We start from the raw sequence: 12256 nt of genomic DNA, 5'->3' as shown, positions 1-12256 counted from the left end.
ACGCGGGGCTCCCCGGACCGCCACCGGGGGCGGACCTAGGGTGCGGGCATGGAGACCGTGGCGATCGACACCCGACTCGAGGGCCGGCTGGCCGTCCTCGTCCGCCCCGCCGCCCCCGGCCCCTGGCCCGGCGTCGTCATGGTCCACGAGATCTGGGGCATCGACGACGTGCTGCGCCGCCAGGCCGAGCGGCTCGCCTCCGCCGGCTTCGTGGTGCTGGCGCCCGACCTGTTCGAGGACGGACCGCGGCTGCGCTGCATGCGTGCGGCCTTCGCCGCGCTGAAGGCGCGGACCGGCCCGCCGTTCGCGCTGCTCCAGGCCGCGCGCGAGCAGCTGCTCGACGACCGACACGTCAACGGCAAGGTCGGGGTGATCGGTTTCTGCATGGGCGGCGGCTTCGCCCTGCTGCTGTCCTCCGACGGCTTCGACGCCAGCGCGGTGAACTACGGGATGATCCCGGACGACGTGGACGAGGTGCTCCGCGGCGCCTGCCCGGTCGTGGCGAGCTACGGGGGCCGGGACAAGCAGCTGGTCGGCGCGGTGCCGCGGCTCACCGCAGCCCTGGAGGCGAACGACGTCCCCCACGACGTGGCGGTGTACCCGAGCGCCGGGCACAGCTTCCTCAACGACGCCCCGAACGGGCCGCTGCTGGCCCGTCCGCTGCTGAAGCTCGGCCACGTCGGCCCCGACCCGGTCGCCGCGCAGGACGCGTGGCGCCGGATCGAGGCCTTCTTCGGCACCCACCTGGCGGCCGACGAACCGGCGGCCGGCGCGTCGACGCCGTGACCCCGGCCTCGGTCAGCCGGTGACCAGGGTCAGCCCGTAGGCGCTCAGCGCCTCGCGGACCGGCTGGATGTAGGAGAGGTTCGGCTGGCCGACCTTCTCCCCGCAGACGCCCTGGCTGCCGTACCCGGCGCCGCCGCTGGTCAGGCCCTGGGCCTGGGTCCCGGACAGGTTGGCCCCGCCGGAGTCGCCCCCCTCGGTGCAGGTGCTCGTCTCGGTCAGGCCGGAGACGACGCTGGTGCTGCCGTCGTCGTTGCTGTAGTTCACCGTCTGGTTCTTGGCGCGGACGGTGCCGCAGGTCCAGCCCGTCGTCCGCCCGCTCTTGCAGATCGCCGCACCGACGGCGGCGGCCGCCGAGCCCTTCACCGCCACCGAGCGGCCGTCCCAGGTGCTCACCCGGCCACGGGCGGTCCAGCTGGAGCTGATCGGCGCCCGCGCGTAGTCGTTGCCGGGGAAGCTGAAGGCACTCGTCTTCCCGACCAGGGTGCCGCCGCTGCGGAAGGTCTGGTAGCCCTCGCCGCAGTGCCCGGCCGTCAGCATGACGGGCGCGCCGGCGGCGGTGCGGGCGTTGAACCCGACGGAGCAGACGTAGCCGGCGAACTCGATCTGGCGGCCCCCCAGCAGGTCGGCCATCGGCTGCACCCGCGCGGTCGTCGAGGTGACCGTCACCTTCGAGCCGTGGCTGCGGGCGTGCCGCACGAACGCCGCGGTCACCCGGTCGTCGGCGCCGGCCGTGGTGCGGACGCGGACGGCGTTGGTCTGCTCGTCGACGCCCCAGCTGACCACCTGGCCGGCCCCCTCGGCGCGGGCCCAGCCGTCGAGGTCCTGCCGGACCCGCGTCAGCTGGGCGGCGCTGTGGGCGACCCGCTTCGGCGTGGCGCCCAGCGCCCGGGCCCGAGCGGCCGCGGCGGCGGTGGTCACCGCGACGGTGACCGTACCCGTGCGGGCGTCCAGCCAGCTGCCGGCCGAGCTGGCCGGGGACAGCGTGGCGTCGACCTCGGCGCTGGTCCGGCTGAGGGCGGACTGGGCGCTCACCCGCCGCTGGGCGGTCGAGGTCGAGACGCCGGTGTCGCGGGCGAGGGCCGCGGCAGCGGCGTCACCGCTGCGGGACGGAGGGGGCGCCGGGGCGGCGGCGGCCGGGCCGGCGGTGCCGGCGGCCAGGACGAACGTCGCCGTGGCGACGCCCAGCAGGGCACCGGCGCGTCGGCGGGGGGATGCGGTCATGGGGATCTCCGGGGAGGTGGGGGAGCACGCAGGAGTCGGACCTCCACGAAGATAACGAGCAGATAACGAAACGGTCAAGGGCGGGTCACGGCGCCGGCCTCCGCCGGCCGCTGCCCCGACTCAGCCGACCACGCGGCCGCGCAGCACCACGTGCCGGGGCCGGCGGAGCACGCTCAGGTCCAGCCGGGGGTCGGCGTCGAAGACGACGAGGTCGGCCGGCGCACCCTCCTCCAGCGTGGCCGGGCGCCCCAGCCAGGCCCGCGCGCGCCACGAGCCGGCCCCGAGCGCGTGCTCGGCGGAGCTGAACCCGGCGAGCAGCCCCATCTCCTGCCCGACGAGCCCGTGCGGCAGGTAGCCGCCCGCGTCCGTGCCGGCGTAGATCGGCACCCCGGCCTCGTGCGCCCGGGCGAAGACCCCGAGCCGTCCGGCGTAGAGGGCGCGCAGGTGCGCCGCGTAGGTGGGGAACTTCTCCTCGGCGCTGGCGGCGATGCCCTCGAAGTTCTCGAGCTGGACCAGCGTCGGCACCAGCGCCACCTGGCGGGCGGCCATCGCGTCGATGGTGGCGTCGGTCAGCCCGGTGCCGTGCTCGATGCCGTCGATGCCCGCGGCCACCAGCTCGGTCGCTGCCTGCTCGCCGAAGACGTGCGCGGTCACGCGGGCCCCGAGCGCGTGGGCGCGGGCGATCGCGGCCGCGGCGACGTCCTGCGGCCAGAGCGGCGCCAGGTCTCCGATCCCCCGGTCGATCCAGTCGCCGACGATCTTGACCCAGCCGTCCCCCCGGGCCACCTGGCGCTCGACGGCAGCGACCAGCGACTCCGGTTCGACCTCGTCGGCGTAGTTGCGGAGGTAGCGCTTGGGCCGGGCGATGTGCCGTCCCGCCCGGATCAGCCGGGGGAGGTCCTCACGGTCGTCGATCCAGCGGGTGTCGGCGGGCGAGCCGGCGTCGCGGAGCAGCAGAGCCCCGGCGGCGCGGTCGGCCAGCGCGTGCTCCTCGGCCCGCTCGGCCGGCACCGCGCCGTGCATCTCCAGCCCGACGTGGCAGTGGGCGTCGACCAGGCCCGGCATGATCCAGCCACCGGTCGCCACCGTGGTGGCGTCCCGCACGGGCTCCGTGCGGACGACGCCGTCGACCAGCCACAGGTCGCGTGGCTCCCCGTCGGGGAGCACCACGCCCTGCAGGTGCAGCCGGGGCGTCGCGTCCACCTACTTCCCGAGCCGCCCGCGCAGCTCCGGCGGCAGCTGGAAGTCCGCCATCGCCTTCTCCAGCGCCGCCTGGTCCAGCCCTCCGGCGCCGAACGCCGCCGCGGCGTCGGCCGGGTCCCCCGCCCGCGCGGGCAGGGCGTTCCGCTTGGCCGGGTTCCCCGACACCCCGCGGGCCCCCTTCTTCTTCTGCTGCTTGGCCGGCGGCTTCTTCGGCCCACCCATCCCCGGCAGGCCGGGCATCCCCGGCATCTTGCCCGAGGCCATCGAGGTCATCATCTTGCGGGCCTCGAAGAAGCGGTTGACCAGCCCGTTGACCTCCGACACCTCGACGCCCGAGCCCTTCGCGATCCGGGCGCGGCGCGAGCCGTCGATGATCTTGGGGTTGTCGCGCTCGGTCGGGGTCATCGAGTGGATGATCGCCTCGATCCGGTCGACGTCGCGCTCGTCGATGTTGTTGATCTGGTCCTTGATCTCCCCCATCCCCGGCAGCATGCCGAAGATCTTGGAGAGCGGGCCCATCTTGCGGACCATCTGCATCTGCTGCAGGAAGTCGGCCAGGCCGAACTCGCCGCCCTGGCCGGTCAGCTTGGCCGCCGCCTTGGCCGACTGCTCGGCGTCGAAAGTCTTCTCCGCCTGCTCGATCAGGGTCAGCATGTCGCCCATCCCGAGGATGCGGCTGGCCATCCGGTCGGGGTGGAAGACGTCGAAGTCCTTGAGCTGCTCGCCGTTCGAGGCGAACATGATCGGGCTGCCGGTCACCCGGGCGATCGAGAGCGCCGCGCCACCGCGGGCGTCGCCGTCGAGCTTGGTGAGCACGACGCCGTCGAAGCCGACGCCCTCGGCGAACGCCTTGGCCGTGTTGACCGCGTCCTGGCCGATCATCGCGTCGACGACGAAGAGGATCTCGTCGGGGCTGACGGCGTCGCGGATGTCGGCGGCCTGCTGCATGAGGTCGGCGTCGACGCCGAGCCGGCCGGCCGTGTCGACGATGACGACGTCGAACAGCCGCCGCTCCGCCTCGCCGATGGAGGCCTTGGCGACGGCGACCGGGTCCCCCGCGCCGTTGCCGGGCTCCGGCGCGAAGACCTGCACGCCGGCCCGCTGGCCGACCACCTGCAGCTGGTTGACGGCGTTCGGGCGCTGCAGGTCGGCGGCGACGAGCAGCGGCGAGTGGCCCTCGCTCTTCAGCCAGAGCGCGAGCTTGCCGGCCAGGGTCGTCTTGCCGGCGCCCTGGAGGCCGGCGAGCATGATCACCGTCGGAGGCCGCTTGGCGAAGCGCAGCAGGCGGGTCTCGCCGCCGAGGATCGTGACCAGCTCGTCGTTGACGATCTTGATGACCTGCTGGCCCGGGTTGAGGGCCCCGGACAGCTCGGTCCCGCGGGCCCGGTCCTTGACGGCCGCGACGAAGTCCTTGACCACGGCCAGGTTGACGTCGGCCTCGAGCAGCGCCACCCGGATCTCACGGGCGGCGGCGTCGATGTCGGCCTCGGTGAGCCGGCCCTTGCCGCGGAGGTTCTTGAACGTCGCGGCGAGGCGGTCCTGCAGGGTGTCGAACACGGCGGAGTCCTTCGGTGGGCGGAGCTGACCCGACCGGTCCGGACGACAGGTCGAGGTCGGGGCGGCACAGGCGGGGCTGCGGCCGCGGAGGGTCGGTCCTGCCCAGCCTACTCAACGCGGGCCCCGCGACGGCACCTGCGACCACTAGCCTGACCGGCCATGAGCACCCCCACCGCCGTCGTGACCGGATCCTCCCGTGGCCTGGGCGCCGTCATCGCCCGCCGGCTCGCCGCCGACGGCTGGGCCGTCGCGGTGAACTACCGAACGGGGGCGGACGAGGCCGACGCGGTGGTGGCCGCGGTCGAGGAGGCCGGCGGCGCCGCCCGCGCCTACCGGGCCGACGTCACCGACGCCGCCGACGTGCACGCCCTGGTCGCGTCGGCGGAGGCCGACCTCGGCCCGGTGCAGGCCGTCGTGGCCAACGCGACGGGGCCGCAGCCGGCCGTGGCGATCGAGGACCTGACCTGGGAGGACCACCTGGACCAGCTGCGGTTCTTCGTGCAGAGCCCGACCCTGCTGGTCCAGGCGGCGCTGCCGACGATGAAGCGACGGGGCACCGGCCGGGTGGTGCTGATCGGGTCCGACATGGTGGGCCGCGCGCTCCCCCGCGCCTCGGCCTACACCGCGGCCAAGGCGGCGCAGATCGGGCTGGTCCGCTCGTGGTCGCGCGAGCTCGGCCCGCACGGGGTGACGGTGAACCTGGTGCAGCCGGGCTGGATCCCCGTCGAGCGGCACGAGGGCGCCGACACCACCGCCTACCGCGCCGACGTGCCGCTGGGCCGGATGGGCACCCCGGACGACGTCGCGGGACTGGTCGCCTACCTGGCCGGTGACGGTGCCGGCTTCGTCACGGGGCAGCAGATCAGCGTCAACGGCGGCCACACGCTCTGAGCCGGGGCGGGGCCGTGCCGGCACCGCGACTACGTTGACGGCATGGTCGAAGACACGAAGTCAGTGAAGAGGGTCGCGTTCCTCGTGGCCGCCGAGGGCATCGAGCGGGCCGAGCTCGTCGAGCCGTGGGCCGCGGTGACCGACGCCGGGCACGAGGCGGTCCTGCTCAGCCCCGCGAGCGGTGAGGTGCAGCTGTTCGAGCACCTCGACGCCGCGGACACCCAGGCCGTGGACCTGACGGTCGGCGAAGCCGCCGTCGGCGACTTCGACGCGCTGGTGCTGCCCGGCGGCGTGGCGAACCCGGACGCGCTGCGCACCGACGCGGCCGCCGTCGCGTTCGTGCGGGAGTTCGCGGAGTCGGGCAAGGCGGTCGCCGCCATCTGCCACGCCCCCTGGACGCTCATCGAGGCCGACGTGGTGCGCGGCAAGCAGCTGACCTCCTGGCCCAGCCTGCAGACCGACCTCCGCAACGCCGGCGCGTCGTGGGTGGACGAGAAGGTCGTCGTCGACGGCAACCTGATCACCAGCCGCAACCCCGACGACATCCCCGCCTTCAACAACGCGCTGCTCGAGGCCCTGCACCACGGCGTCGGCAGCGCCCAGAGCATCAGCGAGGCCTGAGCCCACCTGCGGCCCGTCCCCCCTGCCGGAGCGGCACCCCGCGGCCCGAGCCTGTGGAAGGCCCTTCGACCGGCTCCGGCGCCGGGGGTGACGCAGGACACGAACTAGGCGACCCCGTCGGCCGGTTGTGCCGGACATGACACAGACTCCGACCTCGATCGTCTACACCGCCTCCGCCACGACGAGCGGCGGCCGCCAGGGCCGCTCCGTCAGCAGCGACGGCGTGCTGGACCTCACCCTGACCGCCCCCAAGGAGATGGGCGGGACGGGCGAGGGCACGAATCCCGAGCAGCTCTTCGCCGCCGGCTACTCGGCCTGCTTCAACGGCGCGCTCATGATGGTGGCCCGCAAGGCGAAGGTCGACGCCTCCGCGGCGCAGGTCACCGCCAACATCGGCTTCGGGCCGGAGGGCGACAGCTTCGCCATCACCGCCGACCTCGAGGTGGCGATCCCGGGCCTCGAGCTCGCGCAGGTCCAGGAGCTCGCCGAGGCCGCCCACCAGGTGTGCCCGTACTCGAAGGCCATCCGCGGCAACGTGCCGGCGACCGTCAAGGCCGTCGCCGCCGCCTGATCGTCGTCGCGTGAGGACTCCGGCCGGGAGCACCCGGTCGGGGTCCTCACCCGATCAGCCCGCGTCAAGCAGCGCGTCGACGAACACCTCGGCGTCGAAGGGCGCGAGGTCGTCGACGCCCTCCCCCAGCCCCACCAGCTTCACCGGCACGCCCAGCTCCCGCTGCACCTGGACGACGATGCCGCCCTTGGCCGAGCCGTCGAGCTTGGTCAGCACGATGCCCGTGATGTTCACGACGTCGCGGAAGATCCGGGCCTGCGTCAGCCCGTTCTGGCCCGTCGTCGCGTCGAGGACCAGCAGCACCTCACCCACCGGGGCCTGCCGCTCGATGACCCGCTTGACCTTGCCCAGCTCGTCCATCAGCCCGGTCTTGGTGTGCAGCCGTCCCGCGGTGTCCACGATGACGACGTCCACCTCCTGCTCGATGCCGGCCTTGACCGCCTCGAAGGCGACGCTGGCCGGGTCCGAGCCCTCGGGACCGCGCACCGTGGGCACGCCCACCCGGTCGCCCCAGGTGGCCAGCTGCTCCGACGCCGCGGCGCGGAAGGTGTCGGCCGCGCCCAGCACGACGTCCTTGTCCTCGGCCACCAGCACCCGCGCCAGCTTGCCGACGGTCGTGGTCTTGCCGGTGCCGTTGACGCCGACGACCATGATCACGGCCGGCGTCTCGCCCCGGTCCGCGTGCACCGTGCGGTCCAGGTGCGGGTCGACCAGCCGGACCAGCTCCTCGCGCAGGATCGCCCGGGCGTGGGCCGGGTCCGAGACGCCGTCCACCCGCAGCCGCCCCCGCAGCGCCTCGACCAGCTCCGTCGTCGGCCCGACGCCGAGGTCGGAGGTGATCAGGACCTCCTCGAACGCCTCCCAGGTGTCCTCGTCGATCCGGTCCCGGCTGATCAGCGTCAGCAGGCCGCGGCTCAGCGGGCTGTCCGAGCCCGCCAGCCGACGGCGCAGCCGCGCCAGCCGGCTGTCCCGGCTCTCCGGCCGGTCGACCGGGACCAGCTCGGCCTCGACGACCTCGTCGTCGGTCGTGACCCCACGACCCGCTCGCTCGTCGACGTCGAGGGCGGAACCCCCACGCCGACCGCCCGTCCCCGCACCGGGTCCGCCGGGCAGCTGACGGGTGTCGCGGGCACGCTGCAGGGCGGCCCGACGACGGGCGGCGACGACGCCCACCACCACGAAGGCGGCGAGGACGACGGCGCCGATGACTATCCAGAGGGTCAACGGATCCACCGGGTCATCCTAGGGGCGCGCGGCGCAGGGCCCCGCTCCCGCGGACGCGCCCGGAGCGGGCCCGCCGCGGCTCAGGAGAGCAGGCGCTGGAAGGCCTTCGGCGGGGTGCCGTCGCCGTTGAGGTGCTGGGCCGCGCGGGCCATCCGGTCCGCGACCCGGGGGGCGCGGTCCTTGAACCGCCCCTCGATGCCGACGACGACGACACCGGCGGTGCCGGCGACGACGGCCAGGATGACGAGCATGGCCAGGACGATGGCAGTCATGGACGAGCCTCTCAGACAGTCGGACAGCGTCCGGGGAAGGAACTGTCGTGCGGTCCCATGGTCACGGCCGCCGCCGGCCCGCGCGCGGCGCCGCACGGCCCGTCGGGCTCTCGATCGGGTAACGGTCCGCGGGGGCCTTCGGCAGGCTCAGTCCGCAGGGTGGGGCTCGGACCGCGGGGGCGGGTCGAGGCCGCGCGCGCCGTCCGCGCCCTGAGCTGGTCGAAAGGCCTCCGACGGGCCCAGGCCGCGGGGTCAGGCCACCGACTCCGTCTCGCGCAGGCGCTGGGAGATGACAGCGGAGACGCCGTCCCCGCGCATGGTGACGCCGTAGAGGGCGTCGGCGATCTCCATCGTCCGCTTCTGGTGGGTGATCACCAGCAGCTGGCTGTTGGTCCGCAGCTCCTCGTAGATCTCCAGCAGCCGGCCGAGGTTGGTGTCGTCCAGGGCGGCCTCGACCTCGTCGAGGATGTAGAACGGGCTCGGCCGCGCGATGAACAGCGAGACCAGGAAGGCGACCGCGACCAGCGAGCGCTCGCCGCCCGACAGCAGGGACAGCCGCTTGACCTTCTTGCCCGGCGGCCGGGCCTCGACGTCGACGCCGGTGGTGAGCCAGTTGCCGGGCTCGGTCAGCACCAGTCGGCCCTCGCCGCCCGGGAAGAGCCGCGCGAACACCCGCACGAAGGCGGCCTCGACGTCGGCGTAGGCCTCCGCGAAGACCTGCTCCACCCGGGTGTCGACGTCGGCGATGATGTCGAGCAGGTCCTTGCGGGTCCGGCGGAGGTCCTCGAGCTGCTCGGCGAGGAACTGGTGGCGCTCCTCCATCGCGTCGAACTCCTCCAGCGCCAGCGGGTTGACCCGGCCGAGCGCGGCGATGGCCCGTTCGGCCTTGCGGAACCGGGCCTGCTGCACGTCGCGGACGTAGGGCACGGGCGGCGGCTGCTCGTCGTCGGGCCCGAGGGCGGTGCCGTCGGGCCGGGCCAGCACCGGGACGGGCCGGTCGGGGCCGTAGTCGGCCATCAGGGCCTCCGCCTCCAGGCCGACCTCGACCATCGCCTTCTCGGTCAGCGCGTCGACGCGCATCCGCTGCTCGGCACGGGCCAGCTCGTCGCGGTGCACGGCGTCCACCAGCTGCTCGAACTGGCTGCCGAGGGAGCGCACGTCGGCGCGGACGGTGCGCAGCGCCGCCTCGGCCTCGGAGCGCGCCGCCTCGGCCTCGCTGCGGGCGGCGGCCGCACGGGCCAGCGAGCGCTCCAGCTGCGCGGCCAGGTAGGTGCCGGCGGTCTGCACCGCGGTCGCCTCCCGGGCCTCCCGCTGCAGGCGCTCGCGCCGGGCCTGGGCGCGGGCCCGGGCCTGGCGCTCGTTCTCCGCGGCCCTCCGCAGGGCGTCGGCCCGGCCGGCCAGCGACCGCGCCCGCTCCTCCTGGGTCCGCAGCGCGAGCCGCGCGTCCATCTCCGCGCCGCGGGCCCGGCGGGCCGCCTCGGCCAGCCGGTCCCGCTCGACCGGGTCCGGCTCGGGCTCGTCCTGGCTGGACGCCGCCAGCGCCAGCCGCTGCTCCAGCTCGGCCAGCCCGGCGACGTCGCGGTCCCGGGCGGCCTCGGCCTGCCCGATGGCCTGCCGCAGCCGGTCGGCCTCCCCGCTCGCCGAACGGGCCGTGCTGCTCAGCTGCCCCAGCTCCTCGGCCAGGGCCGTCACCACGGCGTCGGACTCGTGCAGCTTCTCCAGCGCCACCTCCACGGCCTCGTCCGCGGCCCGCCGGCGCTCCTCCAGCTGGCTCTGCACGAACCGGAGCCGGTCGGCGGTGTGACCCGCCTCGGCGAGCCGGCGCTCGGCGTCGTCGACGGCGGCCTGCAGCTCGATCAGGCTGGGCTGCGCGCTCGAGCCCCCGGCGGCGGTGGCGGCCGCCAGCACGTCACCGTCCCGGGTGACGGCGGTCAGCACCGGGTGCGCGGCGACGAGCCGACGGGCGGCGTCGAGGTCCTCGACCAGCGCCACCCGCTCGAGCACCGCGGTGAGCGCCGGGCGCAGGGTGTCGGCGACCCGGACGACGTCGACGGCGTAGCGGGCGCCGTCCGCCAGGTCGGGCCACGGTGCCGCGGGCCCGGTCGACGGGCCGGCGACCAGCAGGGCGGCGCGGCCGAGGTCCTCGGCCTTGAGGTGGGCGACGGCGGCCAGCGCGGACTCGGCGCCCGCGACCGCGACCGCGTCGGCGGTCCGGCCGAGAGCGGCCGCGACGGCGACCTCGAAGCCGGCCTCGACCTCCACCAGGGCGGCGACGGCCCCCAGCAGCCCGTCGACCGGCACGCCGTCGGCCAGCAGGGCGGCCGCCGCGTCCTTGCGCTGCAGGCCGACCGCGAGCGCCTCGACCCGGGCCGCGAGGGCGGCCCGCTCCTGGGTGGCGGCGGCCTCCTGCCGGCGGACCTCGGCCAGCTCGGCGCGCACGGCCTCCTGCGCCTCGACGGCGCTCTCGTGGTCGGCGTCCAGGCCCAGCTCGCCGTCGTCGAGGCCGGCCACCCGGCTCTCCAGGGCGGTGAACGCGCGCGACGCCTGCTCGGCGCGCTCCTGCGCCTGCGCGGACGCCGCCGTCAGCCGGCCGATCTCGGCCTCGGCCGCCTCGGCCCGGCTGCGGAGCGTGTTGACCTGACCGGTCAGCCGCGCCAGGCCCTCCCGCCGGTCGGCCGCGGCCCGCAGCAGCGCCGTCAGCCGGGCCTCCTCGGTCCGGTGGGCCTCCTCGGTGGCGGCGCGCTCGGCCGAGGCCCGGGTCAGCGCCTCGGCGCGGACGGCCACCTGGGCGTCCAGCTCGCGCTCCTGCTCGGCGACGGCGGCCGCCTCCCGCTCCAGGTCGTCCGGGTCGCGGCCGGTGCGCGTCTCGCCGGGGTCGGACGCGGCGTTGCGGACCCGTTCGCGGGCGATCGAGACGGTGCTGGCCACCCGCTCCCGCAGCGCGGCGAGGCCGTACCAGGTCTCCTGGGCGGCGGTGAGCGCCGGCGACGCGGCACGGACGGACTCCTCGGCGGCGATCTCGCGCTCCCGGGCGTCCTCGAGCGCCTGCTCCAGCTGCGCCCGGCGCTCGCGCAGCGCCCGCTCGTCGGCCAGCTCGGACTCCAGCGCCAGCGTGGCCTGCACCAGGTCGTCGGCCAGCAGCCGGGCGCGGGCGTCCCGCAGGTCCGCCTGGATGACGGCGGCGCGGCGGGCGACGTCGGCCTGGCGGCCGAGCGGCTTGAGCTGGCGGCGGATCTCGGCGATCAGGTCGGAGAGCCGGTTGAGGTTGACCTCGCAGGTCTCCAGCTTGCGGAGCGCCTTCTCCTTGCGCTTGCGGTGCTTGAGGACGCCCGCGGCCTCCTCGATGAACCCGCGGCGGCCCTCGGGCGTCGCCTGCAGGATGCCGTCCAGCTGGCCCTGGCCGACGATGACGTGCATCTCGCGGCCGATGCCGGAGTCGCTGAGCAGGTCCTGGACGTCCATCAGCCGGGCGGCGGAGCCGTTGATCGCGTACTCGGAGCCGCCGTTGCGGAACATGGTCCGGCTGATCGTGACCTCGGTGTAGTCGATCGGCAGCGCGCCGTCGGTGTTGTCGATGGTCAGCGCGACCTCGGCCCGGCCCAGCGGCGCACGCCCGGACGTCCCGGCGAAGATGACGTCCTCCATCTTGCCGCCGCGCAGCGACTTGGCACCCTGCTCGCCCATCACCCAGCTCAGGGCGTCGACGACGTTGGACTTGCCCGAGCCGTTGGGGCCGACCACGCAGGTGATGCCCGGCTCGAAGTTCAGGGTCGTCGCCGAGGCGAACGACTTGAAGCCCCGCAGGGTCAGGCTCTTGAGGTACAACGTCGACCTTTCAGCCATCTCCGGGCCCGGAGGTCGGAGGGCGCCGGATCGGTCAGGACATGCCGCGGGAAGGCGCGCTCACTGT

Annotated in this window: 10 protein-coding genes; 4 read left to right on the top strand and 6 right to left on the bottom strand. The window is 75.1% G+C overall.

Going from position 1 to position 12256, the window contains the following annotated elements:
• The first annotated feature begins 48 nt into the window (after nt 1-48).
• Nucleotides 49-786, top strand: a complete 738-nt coding sequence (locus BLT72_RS06370; protein WP_091411219.1) for a dienelactone hydrolase family protein — start codon at nt 49-51, stop codon at nt 784-786.
• Nucleotides 787-798: 12 nt separating this feature from the next.
• Here the strand turns inward: BLT72_RS06370 and BLT72_RS06365 are convergent, their stop codons facing one another.
• From BLT72_RS06365 to ffh, 3 genes are all read right to left on the bottom strand, one after another.
• Entirely contained in the window at nt 799-2007 is a 1209-nt protein-coding gene (locus tag BLT72_RS06365) for a S1 family peptidase (protein WP_091411217.1), read from the bottom strand.
• Between the two features lie 120 nt (nt 2008-2127).
• Nucleotides 2128-3210, bottom strand: coding sequence for an amidohydrolase family protein (locus BLT72_RS06360; protein WP_091411215.1), 1083 nt, complete (start codon nt 3208-3210; stop codon nt 2128-2130).
• Nucleotides 3211-4767, bottom strand: a complete 1557-nt coding sequence (gene ffh / locus BLT72_RS06355) for a signal recognition particle protein (protein ID WP_091411213.1) — start codon at nt 4765-4767, stop codon at nt 3211-3213.
• 159 nt (nt 4768-4926) lie between these two features.
• Here ffh and BLT72_RS06350 point away from each other — a divergent pair, with 159 nt between their 5' ends.
• The 3 genes from BLT72_RS06350 to BLT72_RS06340 all read left to right on the top strand — a co-directional run bounded on the left by BLT72_RS06350 (nt 4927) and on the right by BLT72_RS06340 (nt 6850).
• Nucleotides 4927-5658 (top strand): SDR family oxidoreductase, encoded by a 732-nt coding sequence (locus BLT72_RS06350; RefSeq protein WP_091411211.1) that lies wholly within the window; start codon nt 4927-4929, stop codon nt 5656-5658.
• A gap of 42 nt (nt 5659-5700) precedes the next feature.
• Complete coding sequence (locus BLT72_RS06345) at nt 5701-6279, top strand: type 1 glutamine amidotransferase domain-containing protein (protein WP_091411208.1); 579 nt, start codon at nt 5701-5703, stop codon at nt 6277-6279.
• 136 nt (nt 6280-6415) lie between these two features.
• Entirely contained in the window at nt 6416-6850 is a 435-nt protein-coding gene (locus BLT72_RS06340; protein WP_091416874.1) for an organic hydroperoxide resistance protein, read from the top strand.
• 54 nt (nt 6851-6904) lie between these two features.
• On the opposite strand, the gene ftsY is transcribed toward BLT72_RS06340, so the two are convergent.
• The 3 genes from ftsY to smc all read right to left on the bottom strand — a co-directional run bounded on the left by ftsY (nt 6905) and on the right by smc (nt 12189).
• Nucleotides 6905-8083, bottom strand: coding sequence for a signal recognition particle-docking protein FtsY (ftsY, locus tag BLT72_RS06335; protein ID WP_091411206.1), 1179 nt, complete (start codon nt 8081-8083; stop codon nt 6905-6907).
• A 71-nt stretch (nt 8084-8154) separates the two neighbouring features.
• Nucleotides 8155-8346 (bottom strand): hypothetical protein, encoded by a 192-nt coding sequence (locus BLT72_RS06330; RefSeq protein ID WP_091411204.1) that lies wholly within the window; start codon nt 8344-8346, stop codon nt 8155-8157.
• Between the two features lie 252 nt (nt 8347-8598).
• Nucleotides 8599-12189 carry a chromosome segregation protein SMC gene (gene smc / locus BLT72_RS06325; protein ID WP_231930380.1) on the bottom strand — a complete coding sequence of 1197 codons (3591 nt, stop codon included), beginning with the start codon at nt 12187-12189 and terminating at the stop codon, nt 8599-8601.
• Between the last annotated feature and the right edge of the window lie 67 nt (nt 12190-12256).

The organism is Friedmanniella luteola, assembly GCF_900105065.1.
Lineage (GTDB): Bacteria > Actinomycetota > Actinomycetes > Propionibacteriales > Propionibacteriaceae > Microlunatus > Microlunatus luteolus.
Note: the sequence above shows the minus strand (reverse complement) of the source record. Positions and strands in the feature narration are given on the sequence as shown.